Origin of the sequence: Streptomyces sp. RPT161 (assembly GCF_027533845.1) — a bacterium.
GTDB classification, from domain to species: domain Bacteria; phylum Actinomycetota; class Actinomycetes; order Streptomycetales; family Streptomycetaceae; genus Streptantibioticus_A; species Streptantibioticus_A silvisoli_A.
Genome location: NZ_JAPZVN010000017.1, coordinates 53,088 through 68,607 on the forward strand (window position 1 = coordinate 53,088; position 15,520 = coordinate 68,607).

The 15,520-nt window shown below is 69.5% G+C and carries 14 protein-coding genes; 7 read left to right on the forward strand and 7 right to left on the reverse strand.

The window, feature by feature from the left end:
* The first annotated feature begins 19 nt into the window (after positions 1-19).
* Positions 20-943: a phytanoyl-CoA dioxygenase family protein gene (locus O5O46_RS26505; protein ID WP_269858101.1), complete on the forward strand. Its 924-nt coding sequence runs from the start codon at positions 20-22 to the stop codon at positions 941-943.
* Between the two features lie 145 nt (positions 944-1,088).
* Here O5O46_RS26505 and O5O46_RS26510 read toward each other — a convergent pair whose 3' ends face one another.
* Positions 1,089-2,387: an MFS transporter gene (locus O5O46_RS26510; protein WP_269858102.1), complete on the reverse strand. Its 1,299-nt coding sequence runs from the start codon at positions 2,385-2,387 to the stop codon at positions 1,089-1,091.
* 261 nt (positions 2,388-2,648) lie between these two features.
* Here O5O46_RS26510 and O5O46_RS26515 point away from each other — a divergent pair, with 261 nt between their 5' ends.
* Positions 2,649-3,650 carry a nitrilase-related carbon-nitrogen hydrolase gene (locus tag O5O46_RS26515; RefSeq protein WP_269858103.1) on the forward strand — a complete coding sequence of 334 codons (1,002 nt, stop codon included), beginning with the start codon at positions 2,649-2,651 and terminating at the stop codon, positions 3,648-3,650.
* On the opposite strand, the gene O5O46_RS26520 is transcribed toward O5O46_RS26515, so the two are convergent.
* The 6 genes from O5O46_RS26520 to O5O46_RS26545 all read right to left on the reverse strand — a co-directional run bounded on the left by O5O46_RS26520 (position 3,612) and on the right by O5O46_RS26545 (position 9,775).
* Complete coding sequence (locus O5O46_RS26520; RefSeq protein ID WP_269858104.1) at positions 3,612-4,127, reverse strand: YbaK/EbsC family protein; 516 nt, start codon at positions 4,125-4,127, stop codon at positions 3,612-3,614. The two genes, O5O46_RS26515 and O5O46_RS26520, sit on opposite strands and share 39 nt — an antisense overlap.
* Complete coding sequence (locus O5O46_RS26525) at positions 4,124-4,933, reverse strand: 2OG-Fe(II)-dependent halogenase WelO5 family protein (RefSeq protein ID WP_269858105.1); 810 nt, start codon at positions 4,931-4,933, stop codon at positions 4,124-4,126. Before O5O46_RS26525 ends, O5O46_RS26520 begins: the two co-directional genes overlap by 4 nt.
* A gap of 14 nt (positions 4,934-4,947) precedes the next feature.
* Positions 4,948-5,679 carry a class II glutamine amidotransferase gene (locus O5O46_RS26530; protein WP_269858106.1) on the reverse strand — a complete coding sequence of 244 codons (732 nt, stop codon included), beginning with the start codon at positions 5,677-5,679 and terminating at the stop codon, positions 4,948-4,950.
* 2 nt (positions 5,680-5,681) lie between these two features.
* Entirely contained in the window at positions 5,682-6,941 is a 1,260-nt protein-coding gene (locus tag O5O46_RS26535; protein ID WP_269858107.1) for an ATP-grasp domain-containing protein, read from the reverse strand.
* Between the two features lie 3 nt (positions 6,942-6,944).
* Positions 6,945-8,456 carry a PqqD family protein gene (locus O5O46_RS26540; protein ID WP_269858108.1) on the reverse strand — a complete coding sequence of 504 codons (1,512 nt, stop codon included), beginning with the start codon at positions 8,454-8,456 and terminating at the stop codon, positions 6,945-6,947.
* Between the two features lie 392 nt (positions 8,457-8,848).
* Positions 8,849-9,775, reverse strand: a complete 927-nt coding sequence (locus O5O46_RS26545) for a LysR family transcriptional regulator (protein ID WP_269858109.1) — start codon at positions 9,773-9,775, stop codon at positions 8,849-8,851.
* A gap of 105 nt (positions 9,776-9,880) precedes the next feature.
* Between O5O46_RS26545 and O5O46_RS26550 the strand changes: the two genes are divergently transcribed.
* The 5 genes from O5O46_RS26550 to O5O46_RS26570 all read left to right on the forward strand — a co-directional run bounded on the left by O5O46_RS26550 (position 9,881) and on the right by O5O46_RS26570 (position 15,506).
* Positions 9,881-10,825: an EamA family transporter gene (locus tag O5O46_RS26550; protein WP_269858110.1), complete on the forward strand. Its 945-nt coding sequence runs from the start codon at positions 9,881-9,883 to the stop codon at positions 10,823-10,825.
* A gap of 372 nt (positions 10,826-11,197) precedes the next feature.
* Entirely contained in the window at positions 11,198-13,108 is a 1,911-nt protein-coding gene (locus O5O46_RS26555) for a S53 family peptidase (protein ID WP_443072629.1), read from the forward strand.
* A gap of 61 nt (positions 13,109-13,169) precedes the next feature.
* Positions 13,170-13,592 carry an alpha/beta hydrolase family protein gene (locus O5O46_RS26560; protein ID WP_269858112.1) on the forward strand — a complete coding sequence of 141 codons (423 nt, stop codon included), beginning with the start codon at positions 13,170-13,172 and terminating at the stop codon, positions 13,590-13,592.
* A gap of 341 nt (positions 13,593-13,933) precedes the next feature.
* Entirely contained in the window at positions 13,934-14,143 is a 210-nt protein-coding gene (locus O5O46_RS26565) for a ferredoxin (RefSeq protein ID WP_269858113.1), read from the forward strand.
* Entirely contained in the window at positions 14,133-15,506 is a 1,374-nt protein-coding gene (locus O5O46_RS26570) for an NAD(P)/FAD-dependent oxidoreductase (RefSeq protein ID WP_269858114.1), read from the forward strand. Before O5O46_RS26565 ends, O5O46_RS26570 begins: the two co-directional genes overlap by 11 nt.
* Positions 15,507-15,520 lie beyond the last annotated feature (14 nt).

Genomic DNA, 15,520 nt, shown 5'->3' on the forward strand with positions numbered 1-15,520 from the left:
AGATCAATGGGAGCAAGGCATGACCGACCTTCACGAGCTTACAGCGGAAGAGATCGAACTTCTCCCGTCCGAAGAGGACGTGCGGACCTACCAGGAACGTGGCTGGTATTTGTCCAAGAAGCTTCTCAGTGACGCAGAGACCGATGCCCTGACCGAAGCCAGTGAGCGCTACTACGCGGGCCACCGCGATCGCTCACTGCCCGTACGGCCGGACCGGCTGGCCGACTGGCAGCCCGCCGACGGCGAGGTGCAGCGCAACAACGACTACATCCACTACCAGGACGAGACCATAGCGAAGATCCTCCGCAAGCCTCTCATAGGAGCTGTCGCCGCCCGCCTTTCGAAGTCATCGGAGATGAGGGTGTTCCAGGCCACCCTCATCTACAAGCCGCCGATCGCCGACGAGGCGTCCAACATCGTCTCCTGGCATTTCGACAAATACTTCTGGCCGACCTGCTCCTCGGACAACATGCTCACGGCTTTCATCCCGTTCCATGACTGCACCGAGGAGTCCGGCACGATCAGCATGGTGAACGGAAGTCATCTCTGGACTCACCGGCACGGCGCCAACCGGCCGACGGGCGACCCGGAGGACCTGGGACGCGAATACCTGCTGCGGGGTGACGCCGAGCGCAATGGCGCGACGGTGGAGAAGGTCCCGGTCCACATCCCCAGGGGCCATATGACCTTCCATCACTGCCTTCTCTACCACGGTAGCGGGGCGAACCGCAGTCCCCGGCCTCGCCGGGCCATCTCGTTCCACCTGCAGGACGGGGCGAACGCGTACCGCGACTACCGGCACTCGGACGGCCGCCAACAGCCCTACAAGCACGACACCTTGGTCCGCAGGACAGCCACCGGCGTGCCGGACTACGCCGACCCGGAGTTCTGCCCGGTGTTGTGGACTTCCGGTGCGGGTGACGTCTCCGCTACGACGGCCTGACGGCGCTCAGTTGCCACTCCTTGTCGCCCGTCCCGCCGCCGGGTTGTTGAAGCACTCGGCGGCCGGGGGCGACGGCTCCCGGTCGGCGGCGTGGCCGCGTAGCGGCACCGACGCGCCAGGGTGCGCGCTCCGGTAGTGCCAGAGCTCAGCGGTGGGCCATTTCCGAGGTCGCCGCGGAGGCGTCGTCGCCGGTCACTCGACCGTCCTGGTCGGCGGTGAGCAGCTTGCGTAGCGACAACGCCAGCAGCGAGGCTGCCAGACAGCCGGTCACGACCAGGCCGACCCAGACCGTACCGCCGCCGGAGCCAAGGAGGGGGCCCGCGGTGACGGGGCCGATCACCCCGCTCACACCGAAGATCATGGAGCTGATGGAGTTGTAGCGGCCTCGTAGTTCGTCGGTGGCCAGGGCGTTGGTGACCACCGGCAGCACCGGCGAGAGCATGGTCTCACCGATACCGAAGATCGCGGCGCAGGCTGTCACCGAGAGCGCGGCCAGTATCCGGTGGTCGGCGGCGACGAAGCCACCCACGCCGAGCGCCAGCCAGGCGATCGCGAACGTCGCGCCCACCGCGGCGAGTACGGCCGATCGGCTCCGGCGGTGGAGCAGACGGATCACCAGAAGCTGGGAGGCCACTATGACCACCGTGTTCCCCGCCAGCGCCCATGCGACGATCCGAGGCCCCACATGCAGGACGCCTACCGAGTAGGCGGAGAATCCCACCTGGATCTGGGCGTAGCCACAGGTGGTGATCACCAGTAGGAACAGCGTCAGCCGCCGGAACGGACGATCACGTAGGAGGGCGAGATAACCGCCGGAGGAGCGGCCGTCGTCGGCCGCCGCGCTGTCCCGGCCGGAGCCCACCGGATTGCCGACCCCCGGCAGCGCAAGCAGGACCAGCACCGGCGCGAGGAAGCTCACCGCGTCCAGCACGTAGAGGATCTGGAACGTGACCGGCTGGGATGTGCTGACCATCGCGCCCGCCACCAACCCACCCACGCCCAGGCCCAGGTTGAGCAGGGTGAACTGCAGCCCGAAGGTCCGCTGCCGTTCCTCCTCCGCCGTCAGTGAGGCGAGCATGACGGACTGCCCGGACAGGATCGCCGAGTTGCCGACGGCGATCAGCGACGCCGCCGCGAAGGCCGCCGGGGCGGAGTGGACGAACGCCAGCGAACCCGTGCCGGCCGCCTCGGCGACCAGGCAGGGCAAGACCACCCGCCGCGCCCCGAACCGGTCGATGAACGCGCCCCCGACCGGCGACAGGACCAGACTCAGCGCGCCGGACCACCCGATCACCAACCCGGCGAACGTGCCCGACAGGCCGCGCACTTCGGTGAGGTAGATGAACAGGAAGGGCAGCGTCAGGCCACGGCCCACCGCGGACAGGAGGGTGCCGACCAGCATCCATCGGGCCTCCGGACGCCGGGGCAGGACAGGATGGGGCATGGTCTGAACCTCCGTTGCGAACTGGCAGGGCGGGAGACCTGGACTTCCCCATGGCCGCTCGGCGATCCGGATGGCCAACAACCCCTCGGCTGAGCGCCGCGCCACCGTGACGCCGTCCCCCTCGGCGTACGTGTGCCAGAGGCTACAGGAGGCCGAGCGGGGGTGCGGGGCGGGCGGGTCCTTGAGGAGTGGTCCGCGCGCCCGGACGTTGTGGCAGGCTGGGCGCGGCCCGTCAGTTGGGGAGAGGGAGTGGTGCCCGTCATGAGTCGGCTCACCGTCGCCGTCGTGCAGGCCGGATCCTGCCTGTTCGACACCGCCCGGACCCTGGCCAAGGCGCAGGCCCTCATCCGGCAGGCCGCGGCGACCGGCGCCCGTGTCGTCGTACTGCCGGAGGCGTTTCTCGGCGGCTACCCCAAGGGCCTGGACTTCGGCGTCACCGTCGGCGCGCGGTCCGCGGCCGGGCGCGAGCAGTTCCGGCGCTACTTCGAGTCCGCGATCGACGTACCCGGCCCGGAGAGCGAGGCGTTGGGCGCGCTGGCCGGGGAGTTGGGCGTCCACCTGGTCGTCGGAGTGGTGGAACGCGGCGGTGGAACGCTGTACTGCACGGCACTGTTCTTCGGCCCTGACGGCGCCCTGCTCGGCAAGCACCGCAAGCTGATGCCCACCGGACTGGAGCGGCTGATCTGGGGCTTCGGCGACGGATCCACCATGCCGGCCGTCGACACCGGCGAGGTCCGGCTGGGCGCCGCGATCTGCTGGGAGAACTACATGCCGCTGTTCCGAACCGCCATGTACTCCAAGGGGGTTGAGCTGTGGTGCGCCCCCACGGTCGATGACCGTCCGGTCTGGCAGTCGACCATGACCCATGTGGCGCTGGAGGGCCGCTGCTTCGTGCTCAGCGCCTGCCAGTACCTGCGCAGAGCGGCGCTGCCGGACGACGTCCACCCCGTCCAGGGCGACGACCCGGACACCGTGCTGATCAACGGGGGAAGCGTCATCATCTCCCCGCTGGGCGAGGTCCTGGCGGGGCCACTGCGCGACGCCGAGGGCGTGCTCACCGCGGAACTCGATCTGGGCGAACTCGCCCGCGCGCGCTTCGACTTCGACGTCACCGGCCACTACGCCAGGCCGGATGTCTTCACGCTGCTGGTGGACGACCGCGCGAAACCACCGGCCAGCCGGATGCGGGAGGGCACGCCGTACGACGACGGCGTGCCCTCCAACTCAGGCCGCGGCCTCGGCGATCCGCTCCACCCGCGGTGACGCCGCCCGCGCATAGTCCCGGGTGTCCAGGGAGAGCGAGACATCCAACTCACCGGCGTTGAAGAACATCCGTGGATGCTCCAACAGGTCGGGATCTACCACCAACTCCAGCGCCGGATCGAACGAGAACGGCACGATGGAGCCGCTCACCGACCCCGACAGCCGCTCAGCGGTCTCCCGCTCCACGAAAGAGACGTGCTGCGCCGACCACAACTCCCGGACCCGGCCGAGGTCGACCCGACGGTCACCGGGCACCACCGCGAGCACGTAGTGCGACTTCTTCTTGGTCAACTTCACCCGCATCACCACGCACTTGGCGGCCTGCGACAGCGGATTGCCGCGTAGTGTGCTGACCACGTCCGTACGGCCCTCAGCCTCGTGCTCGATCACCTGGTACGCGGCGCCGTGCTCGTCGAGCAGCGCCACCAGCCGGTCGAAGACACGGGTCTCCTGCTGGACGGGGACTTGCTCGGTCATCCCCACACCACCGCGTCCTGGAGCCGGTCGTCGCCGAAGCCGATGAAGAATCCCATGGTGAGCCGGTCAGAGCCGTGCACCCGCTCGATCGAGTGGTAACGGGTGGGGTTTATCAAGTAGACGTCCCCGGCGCTCGGCTTGAACTCATGGCACGGCACACCGTCGACCACGGCCTCGTCATAGCCGAGCCCGCCGGGGATCTTGTGCGCCTCGTCCGCGGGTTGCCACTCCTTCTGGTAGATCCGCAGCTCACCGCCCTCGTCGCACTCCTGCAGGCACACCACACAGCTGAGTTGGCAGGCCAGATCGGCCAGGGCGATCCCGGTGCCCTTGGCGTCGCGCATGATGTTGTCGTTGTGCAGTGGGTTGCGCACCCCGTCCGCGTGGATGCGTACCACCGACGGCGAGTACAGCCGCCCGTCGGGTTCGCTGGCCGGTTCGACCGAGCCCAGCCCGAAGGCGTCCCGCAGCGCGGTGCGCACCTGGCCGTCCAGGTCGAACTCCACTGTGTCCAGCAAGGACTTGGCGGCGTCGGCGTCCGCGAAGTAGTCGTCGGTCCGGTCGAGGTACTTGGCCAGGTACGGGCCCACGGTGGTCAGCGCGCCGTTGACGTACTCCGTGGTGGAGGCGTTGGCGAGCAGCTTGCCGATCCGCTCACGGTTGACGGCGAACGCGTCGGCCGGAAGCAGGTCGCGCAGCACGACCACGGCGGTCTCGCCCGCCACGAGCTGGCGCAGCAGCGCGGGGTCCGGGCGGGTTGCGGCCGCGTCGACGACGACACGGGTCCACGTTGTGGAGGACGTCATGATGGTGTTCTCCTTCACGAGAGTACGGGGTCGGTGACCGGGGCGAGTGGGATCTCCACGACGTGGTCGGGCTTGAGCGGTTCCCAGTGTTCGGGTGGTGCGAGCGCCGGGACCACCTCTGAGGCGATCACCCGGAACCGCGGGGTACTCAGGGTGTACATACCGAAGTAACGGGGTGCCTGGTTGCCGGGTGTCGTCCAGTGGATGACATAGGCGTGCTCCGGGTTGACGGCGATGGCGTTGCCCGAACTCCCGCCCGGTGGAAGGGCGGTCAGTCGCTCCAGCGTCGACGCCTCGTCCAGCCGCCGGACGTCCTTGGGCACGATGTAGTCGAAGTACTCACCCGAGTCGAACTCGGACTCCGGCAGGCCGAGCAACTGGTACACGGTCGGCAGGAAGCCGTTGTGCATGAAGTACCAAGGGAACTCGCCACCGCGCTCCAGCGGATGGGTGCACTTCAGACCCTGGTTCCTGGCCAGGGTGGCGTGCCGCGCGTGGATGGCGAGGAACGGTGTCTCCAGGCCCCTGATCGGTGAGTCGTCGTAGCTCTCGCCCAGCGGACGCACGTCGCGGTGCACTGCCAGCCCGTTCGGGGCATCGGGCTGGCGCCACACCGCGCCCCACCCGTTGGGGTGGACGTTGGTGGGACCGTCGTGGTCGGCGGTGCGACCGCAGCTCATGTCCACCGCGGCGTCGAGGATGGCACCGGCGTCGAAGCGGCCGGTGGCCAGGATCAGTCGGCACATGGTCAACCTCGCAGTCGGGTGGCGACGAGCGGACGCAACAGGGCCTGCGCTTCTGAGCAGTTGGCGGCGGTGACCAGGACCCGCCCGACGGAACCGGTGTGCCGGGACAGATCCGAGGCGAGCACTTGGCGGTCCGCCGCGTCCAGGGCGTCGCCCGGCGGGAACGGCGCCGCGCGCACCACCTCGACGTCATGACCGGCCCGTGCCAGCTCGGCACCGGCGGTCAGCTCCTCCTGTGAGACGGCCGTGATCTGGCCCACCGCCCGCTCCCGGGCGGGTGGCACGGCGGGTGGCCGCCGGTCGAGGTGCACGGCGAAGACCGCCTCGGCCCAGCGCGCCCCGGTCGCCCTCTCCACCAGTGCCACCAGAGCGCCTCCGGAGAGCCGGAAACCCATCTCCACGAAGACCGGCCCCGCCTGCCCCTGGATGACATCGACGTGGAAGGGCCCCTCCTGGTAACCGGCCGCGTGCAGACACTGCTCCGCCAGCTCCAGCAGCCCGCCGTCGGCGGTACTGCCGTGCCGGGCCAGGTGGCCGACCTCACGGAAGCCGGAAAGGCCCGGCACTCCCGGCACCTCTTCGAGCGTGGTCAACTTCTCGCACACGCTGAGCAGATACGGTCGCCCGTCATGGGCGACGCCCTGCAGGGACAGCTCGGGCCCCTTGACGAACTCCTCGGCGATGACCGAGACGAACTCCCCGCCGCCGTAGTTGCGCATCCCCTGGATGAGTTCCACGGCACACTGCCGCTGGTGTGGGTCGTCCACCAGCAGCACGCCGAGGCCGCCGCCACCGTCCGACGGCTTGACCACCTGCGGATAGTCCAACTCCGCGGCCTCGTCGGTACCGACGAGGGCGAAGCGCGGCTGGTGGACCTCCGTCCCGGACCGCCGCAACGCCTCCCGCTGCTGGTGCTTGTCCAACGGGCGGAACCGCTCCCCCACGTACGGCCATGGCGCCGCGCGCACCACACGGGCCAGTTCGAAGCCCGCGTACACATACCGCTCGAACCCCGACAGCACCAGCCGCGGTGCCACCCCCGCCTCGGCGAGTGCCGTCGCCACCTCCGCCGGGTCCTGTGGCTGCTCCACCGGCAGTTCCAGATCGAAGGAGGCCCGGCCGAGCATGCGCCGCCAACGCAGATAGGCGGGTGTCTCCACCAGTACCGCGCGCATACCGCGGCGTCGCGCGCAGTCAAGGTACGGGTCCAACCCGTCTCTGGTCGCGCCGAGTTGTACGAAGTCGTCTGCCTGATGCGTCACGGATCACCGACCGGACAGCAGCTCGGGCACCAGCGGGCCGTCGGCGGAGTGCCGGGTCTGGATGACCTCCTTGTGCGGGTCGCCCTCAAGGATCGAGTCGATCAACTCGCCGTTGTCCACCGTGGTGGAGGCGATCCGCAACGAGCCCCGGTACAGCACCCGCAGCTGGTCCACCGACAGTCCGGTGATCCGCTCCAGCCGGGCCACCAGCGACGGATCCCCCTCGGAGCCGTCGAGCAGCTCGCGGACCGTACCGGCGTCCAGGTCGGGCTGCTCGGCCCGCAGGTAGGCGTCGAGGTTCGCGCCCTTCTCGGCGAACGGCGCGTACACCATGGCCACCAACTGCTCCTCGGCGAGCCCGTACGCCTCCATCGCGTACGCGTCCATGGCGGCCCGCATCCGTTCGGCCGCCCCCTCGTAGCGCTCGCGCATCAGCTGCACGAGTTGCGGCGGGAACTCCTTCTTGTGCATCAGCGAGATCGCGAAGTCCACGTACTCCGCAAGCCCGTCGGCGTACGTGCGGCCGTAGCGGCGCTCGCACTTCAGGGCGCGCAGGTGCGCCATGAGGGCGGGGTTGCCGCAGTCGGACTCGGTGAAGCTGAACGCGATGTCGTCGAAGTCGAAGTGCAGGTAGTCGGTGAGCAGTTCCCAGTGGTCACCGGAGGCGTAGGCGGTGTCGTCGTAGATGGAGAAGAACTGCAACCCCTCGCGCACCTCGTTGGTGATGGCGTGCTCCGCGACGGTGTCGGGGGCACCGGGACCGTGGATGTCGGTGAAGTACGCCTGCGAGATGTTGTTCAGCGCGGTCAGGAAGCCCTTGAAACCGGTGCGCTGGTCCCGGGGCGGTTGCAGCCCGAACCGCTTGGCGAGCCGGGACACCCACAGGTAGTAGTCGCGCTGTTCGCGTTGCGAGTCGCCGGTGATGATCAGGTCCACACCACCGTCGTAACCCGCCGCCAGGCCGAAGGAGTTGACCATGCTCAGGTTGCAGGCGTTGCAGAACGTCGGCCGGGCGTCGGCAGCCGTACGGTGGCCGGTCATCAGGATGTCGGTCCGGTTGCGCCGTACCACGTCGGCGGTCTGCGGAAGGTCCACGTCGAACCGGCGCACCTGCTGGCCGTCGATCAGCAGCAACTCGCAGTCGGGGTCCTCAGCCAGCCGCAGCGCGGAGTACACCCGGTCGATGTTCTCCATCACCGCCCGCGGCATCCCGGCGTGCCGGTTGGTGGCCACCCGCATCCGGAAGGTCGAGCCGTGGATCCGGAACAGTATGAGCTGCATGGCCCGCACGAAGGTCAAGGTGTATGAGCTGTCCTTGCCTCCGCCGTAGGCCACCAGCACCACGCTGCGGTTGAGCCCGCGCTTGGCGGGCAGCGCGTTGTGCAGCCGCATGGCGCAGCGCACGGCACCCTCGTAGTTCTCGGCGGAGAGTACGGCGCGTAACTCCTGCAGCGCACTCGCACGTAGTTCTTCGACATCCACCGCTGTGCTGCGCGCTGGCGCGAGTGAGGACATGCTGAACTCCTTGTCGGGCAACGTGTGATGGTGTACGAACCGCTCACGGGCACGCTGAAGCGTCCGCCGCGGAAATGCGCGCCGCGCGGCGTTGCGCGATGCGGCGGTACCTGCCCTCTTTGACCCACCGGATCAGGGCACTACCGCGAAAGAAAAGGAGGACGCGTTTCTTCGGACGGCTACGGAACTACCAGCGGAAATTTCCGCAGCGCCGTACGCGAGAAAGACACCGCATGTGCTGTGAACCCCCGTCAGGAATTACCTGCCCCTTTGACCGCCATGGCGTGGCCCTCAATGTCCAGTAGCAGAGGCAGCGGTGTCAACCGCCCACTCCTGGATTGGCCGATATCCCCCTGGCCAAATCGGACTGTTTCACTGAAACCGCAGAGCGGTTACGGCTGGGTTTCCCCGTCCGGCCGGCTCCCCGCGCTCCAGTGCCGCCGCAGCGCGTCCAGCACCGCCCGTACGGCGGGGCGGTGGTCGGTACGGGCACGCCACACGGCGGACACCTGACGGGACGGTGTCGGTCGCATGGCCAGCACCCGAACCCCCGGCGGCAGCACGCCACGTCCCAGCCGCGGCAGCATGGCCACGCCCAACCCAGCGGCCAGCAGGGCGATTTGGGACTCGTACTCCTCGACCTGGTACGCGATGTCCGGCTGCATACCGTGCTGGCGGAAGGTGCGGGTCAGCCACTCGTGGCACATCGCCTCCGGCCCCTGGCTGATCCACCGCTCGTCCGCGAGGTCCTCGGGGGTCAGCACGTCGCGCCCAGCCAGCGGATGCGCGTCGGGCAGGGCGACGTCCGCCACGTCCTCGCCGACCGGCGACACGGACAGCGACGGCGGCAGCACCAGTGGGGTGTTGTGCCAGTCGTGCACCACCGCCACATCCGCCTCACCCCTCGTCACCTGCGCGATAGCGCGGTTCGGGTCTAACTCGACGAGTCGGCAGTCGAGTTCGGGGTGCGCCCGGGTCAGCTCACCCACCGCTGCCGCGACGAAACCGCGGCACGCGGTGGGGAACGCCGACAGCACCAGGCGCCCGGACGGTACACCGCGCAGCGCCTCAACCCGCCCCTGGGCGCGCTCCAGAACTGCGGCGATCTCGTCGGCGGCCTCCACCAGCAGCCACGCGGCCGGGGTCAACTCCGCGCCGCTTCCCTTGCGGTCGAGCAGTTCGGTACGGACCTCGCGTTCCAGCTTGGCGATCTGCTGGGAGACCGCGGAGGGGGTGTAGCCAAGGGCGCTTGCGGCACGGGCCATCGAGCCGTGCGCGGCTATGGCCTTGAGCACGCCAAGCCGACTGGGATCGAGCATGAAGCCATGCTAATCCCCGGCCTTAACGAATCCTCGCTGGCCGCTGCCAGCCGTCACTTGCTTTCATGGTTCAAGCATGTGACGTGTGCTCAGGAAGGTCGGTGTATGAAGCCCGCCCATGTTGCCCTCGCTGTTTTGGTGGCAGCCGTGTGGGGGGTGAACTTCGTCGTCATCGACGTGGGGTTGCGTGACTTTCCACCGCTGCTGTTCTCCGCCGTGCGTTTCACCCTGGCCGCGCTGCCCGCCGTCTTCTTCGTCGGACGGCCGAGGGTGGCCTGGCGCTGGGTGATCGCGGTCGGCGTCGCGTTGGGCATCATGAAGTTCGGCCTGCTCTTCATCGGCATGGACTCCGGAATGCCCTCCGGCCTCGCCTCGTTGGTGCTCCAGGGCCAAGCGATCTTCACCGTCCTGTTCGCCGCGGTGCTGCTGCGGGAGCGCCCGCGCAGGGTCCAGGTGGCGGGCATGGTCCTGGCGACGGCCGGGATCGCGGTGGCCGGTACGGACTCCGGCGCGGCCGGACCGTTGGGCGCCTTCCTGCTGGTGGTCGCGGCGGCGGCCTGCTGGGGCGTCTCCAACATCGCGATGCGCAAGGCGAGTCCGCCGGACATGTTCCGCTTCATGGTGTGGGTCAGCGTCGTACCCCCGATCCCGCTGGCACTGATCTCCATCCCCTTCGAAGGCTGGCACCGCGACGTGCAGGCCCTGCGCGACATCACCTGGGGCGGCGCGGGCGCCGCCCTCTACGTGGCCTGGGGCGCCACTCTCTTCGGCTTCGGCGTCTGGGGCTTCCTGCTGCGCACGTACGACTCCCCGACGGTGGCCCCCTTCTCCCTCCTGGTCCCGGTCTTCGGCCTCGCCGCGGCGTGGGTGTTCCAGGGCGAGGGAGTGACGCCGACGACGGCGTGTGCGGCGGCACTGGTCATCGCGGGGATCGCGCTGGGGATGGTACGGACCGGGGGCCGGCTTGCCCGGAGTCCAGCGGGTTCGGCTGAAGCCGGGTCCACGGCGGCCGTCAAAAGCGACGTCGCCCTGGTCCGTGAACAGAACTAGCGAACTTCTCAGTTCGGGTTGAGGTCATGAGGGCGCTGCGATGAGCCCGGTCACGCCTTGATGCCTCTTGATGCCTCACACGGCCAGGCCCTTGGCGCTGCGCGCCCGCTTGGATGGTCATACCGACCTACGTGTTGCTCACCGCCGCGCCGTTCGACAGTTCCGCACCGAGTTGCGCACACCGGATCGCCGCAACCCGCGGCCCCGGGGCTGCGTCGTACGAGGAACTGGGCCGGGAATCACCGGTGTTGGAGCGATCGGGCAGGGTTGGGAAGACGCATGGAAAGAACCTTTTCATCCAGGTATGGAGTGGATTCCCCGAGGAGAAGTGCTTGCAGGGCCGCCAGCGTCCTGGCCAGTTGTGTAGCGGTGATGGCTGCTGGTGCGGTGCTTGGGGCACCGGGCACCGCACGGGCAGCGTCGACCGTCCCGGTGTCCGGCTCGGCTCCCCCCGCCGTGCACGCCGCGTCCCGTGTCGGTGCCGTGTCTGCGTCGCAGCAGTTGACCATCCAGGTGTGGCTGAAGCCGGACCTGGCGGGCGCCGCCACGTTCGCCGACGCGGTCGCCACACCGGGCAGCGCCGAGTTCCACCACTACCTGAGCCCGAACGACTACACCGCCAGGTTCGGTCCGTCCGCCGCGCACGCCACGGCGCTCGCGGCGTGGCTGACCGCCCGTGGCCTGACCCAGGTGCACGCCGACAGCGGCCGTGACTACGTCTCGGCTACCGGACCGGTGTCCACCGTGCAGTCGGCGTTCGGGGTACGTATCAACCGGTACCGGGTCAAGGGCGCGAACGGCAAGGCCACGGTGTTCCAGTCCAACGACCGCGACGTGTCGGTGCCTGCCTCGCTCGCGTCCGACGTGCTGGGCGTGACCGGGATGGGCAGCGCCCCGCCCGCTGCCTCCCGGACCGCGGCCCCGTCGGCGCGGGGCCCGCGTAAGGCGGCGGCGAAGGCACCGACTTGCTCGCAGTACTGGGCACAGCACGTGCAGACCCTCCACCCGGCGTACCAGGGCCTGACCAAGGCGTCGCTACCGGTCTGCGGGTACTCCGCCGACCAGATCCGCGCGGCCTACGGGGCAACGTGGACCGACACCGGAAAAGGCCAGACCGTCGCCTTGACCGAGGACGAGGCGCCGACCGCGATGTTCCAGACGCTGACGGACTACGCGAGGAGCAACCACCTGCCGGCGCCGAAACCATCCCAGTTCCGGGAAATACAGTCGGGAACCTCCTGTGCCACTCCCTCGCACAGCGCGGCTCAGTCGACCGCCGCCGATGACGAAGCGCCCGCCGTCGACGACGAAGCGGAGATGGACTCCGAGGCCGTCTACACGATGGCTCCCAGTGCCAACCAGCTGATGGTCGTCGGAGGGGGCTGCAACGAGGACCAGGCGCTGCTCGACGCCGCTCTTGCCGTACTGACCGGCGACGGCAGCCATCCCAGCGCCTCCATCGAGTCCAACTCGTGGCAGATCCCCCTGGGTGAGGTGCCAGCGCAGACGGTGCACGCGATCGACGTGCGGGCCGCCGCCGAAGGGGTCGGCATGTACTTCGCCTCCGGTGACACTCCCGGCCTTACGGTGACCGACTCCGACCCGTACGCGCTGGCGGTCGGCGGCACCAGTCTCGGCATCGGGGCGGCGAACAACCGGGTGTTCGAGACTGGGTGGTCGGACGACTACGGTTCCCTGGACAACGGCAAGTGGACCGATCAGGGCGTCAGCGGCGCCGGCGGGGGCACCAGCCTTGTCTACGGGCAGCCCTTCTACCAGAAGGGTGTCGTCCCGGCGTCGATGTCACGTGTCCGCGTCGGCAAGCGGATCGCCACCAACCGGGCGGTGCCCGACATCGCCGCCGACGCAGACCCCGACACCGGCATCCTGACCGGGTACATCCAGCCGACGAGCAGCGGGAAGCCGGGACCGTACCAGACCACGCCGAACGCCGGCACCAGCCTGGCGTGCCCGCTGATCGCCGGTCTGATCGCCGACGCTCAGCAGGGCCAGAAATCGGCTTTCGGCTTCGTCAACCCGTTGATCTACCGTCTGGCCGGCACGCGTGCGTTCCACGACATCCTGCCGGTCGCCACGTCGATGCCTCCGCAGGACCGGGGCGCCTACATCCCGGCGATGACCAGCACGGGTGTCGATGTCTTCGACTCCCAGGAACACGCCTACACCCAGCAGGTGACCGCCAAGGGCTACGACACGATGACGGGCGTCGGCACACCGAACGGCGCCGCGTTCCTCGCCGGGCTGCGCCACGCCGCACGCTGACGGGGCCCGACACGTGAACAGAGATGGCGGCCCCGCCAGTGGCGGGGCCGCCATCTCAGCGATGCCCCATTACACCGCCCTCGCCGCGCTCGGGCGCGCACCGGACCGCTGGCACCGAGCGGTTCTGCTCATGGGCCTGTACGATCCGGCGCTGCTCGTGGCAGCCGAGCGGGCACAGCCGGGCTCCCTCGTACCCTCCCGCCTCAGCCTCGGACCGGACCAGCTGACGTCCCACTTCGCAGCTCCGGAACGCCGACCGCTGGCCTCGCTCGGCGATGTCACCTCCCCCATGCTCATCGTGCATGGCGAGGTCGATCGGCTCATCCCGGTTGAGCACGCCCGGGACCTGGCCGTCGAGGCGGAGCGACTGGGCCGGTCCGCGAGGCTGGTCACCGTGCCCGGTCTCGCGCACGACAGCAGGCACGAGGGCGAGGAGTGGGACGCGCTCTGGCCCCGGATCGCCCACTTCCTCGCCGAGGACTGACGAACGCCGAAGACCTCCGTCGCAACCATCCCCGCATGCGCGGGGACCAGCGCCCACTGACCTGAGGTCTTTGTGGTCGGTGGGGTTCATCCCCGCGCATGCGGGGATGTGCCGAAGCTGGCTCCCGCGCCGTCCCGGGTGCCCGGCGCCGCGTCATCCGAGGTGCCCCGCCCTTGCATCAGCCCCCTCGGCAACACTCGTTCAGTCCCACACCCTGACTCGCGCGCCACGGCAACGCTCGCCACGTCAGCCCGGCCCTGGCGCGGTAGCCGTGCGAGTGTCCGAATCGTCCCCCACCCTGGAAGGGGAACAGGGGATGAGGCGACAGAGGGAGCGGTGCGATGCGGATCGTTGTGGACCTCACGCGCTGCCAGGGCTATGCGCAGTGCGTGTTCCTCGCGCCGAAGGTGTTCCAGCTCCACGGGGAAGAGGGATTGCTGTACAGCCCAGCCGTCCCCGACGACCAGCTGGAGCGAGTACGCGAAGCAACGGCGGCGTGCCCGGTTCAGGCCATCCTCCTCGGCGAGGAGGTGAGCCCCGATGACCGGTGACCTTCGGGACGGCCGCATCGTCATCGTCGGCGCGTCGCTGGCCGGACTGCGGGCAGCCGAGACGCTGCGCGAGGAGGGCTTCACCGGCTCACTGACCGTGGTCGGGGACGAGCCCTATCCGCCCTACGACCGGCCGCCCCTGTCCAAGCAGGTGCTGCTCGGTCAGGTGGCCGCCGACACCACCGGTCTGCCGATGCGCCGGAACCCGGACGCCGAGTGGCGGCTGGGAGTACGCGCCAGCGGCTTGGACGGCATCGGGAAACGGGTGATGCTGGCCGACGGCGAGTCGCTGCCGTTCGACCGGCTGCTGATCGCCACCGGGACCCGGGCGCGGCCCTGGCCCAACCCGGACGAGGCCGCCCTGGACGGGGTTTTCACCCTGCGCACCCGCGACGACGCCGCGGGCCTGGCCGAGCGGCTGGCCGCCGGGCCGCAGCGGGTGCTGGTCATCGGTGGAGGCTTCACCGGCTCGGAGATCGCCTCGGCCTGCCGGGAACGGGGCATCGAGGTCACGCTCGCCGAACGCGGCCCCGCACCCCTGGTGGGCGCGCTCGGCGGCACGCTGTCGAAGCTCGCGGCCGCCATGCATCGCAACCACGGCGTGGACCTGCGCTGCGGCGTGACCGTCACAGCCCTGCGTGGAGACAGCGGCGGCCGGTTCACCGGCGCGGAACTGTCCGACGGCAGCCGCGTGGAAGCGGACGTGTGCGTCGTGGCGCTGGGGGCGGTCCGCAACGTCGAGTGGCTGGCCGAGGCGGGACTGGCGGCGGGTCCGCGCGGCGTCACCTGCGACGCCGGATGCCGAGCCTTCGACATGTACGGGATCGTGACCGACGACGTCTTCGTGGCCGGCGACGTCTCCCGCTTCCCGCACCCACTGTTCGACTACCAACTGCTCTCCCTGGAGCACTGGGGCAACGCGGTCGCGCAGGCCGAGGTCGCGGCCCACAACATGGTCAACCGGGGGCCGCTGCGGCGCCCGCACCTCGCCCTTCCGACGTTCTGGTCGACCCAGTTCGGGCTCAACATCAAGTCGGTGGGCGTCCCCACGTTCTCCGACCATGTGGCCATCGCCCAGGGCTCCCTGGAAGAGCGCCGCCTGGCGATGGTCTACGGCTACCGGGGCCGCGTCACCGCCGCGGTCACCGTCGACATGGCCAAGTCGCTGGAGTACTACCGACACCTGATCGAGACCGCCGCACCGTTCCCACCCGCGCCCGGCGCGGCGGACCGCCCGATGGCGGCCGAAATCCCGGTTCCCTCCGATGTGCCGGATCCGAAGGGGTTGTCCCACGGCCCCACCGTGGCGCTCACCGGTCACCTACCCGACCGCCGACTGACGGTGATTCAGCCCTCCGGATGACCCACGTCCCGCCC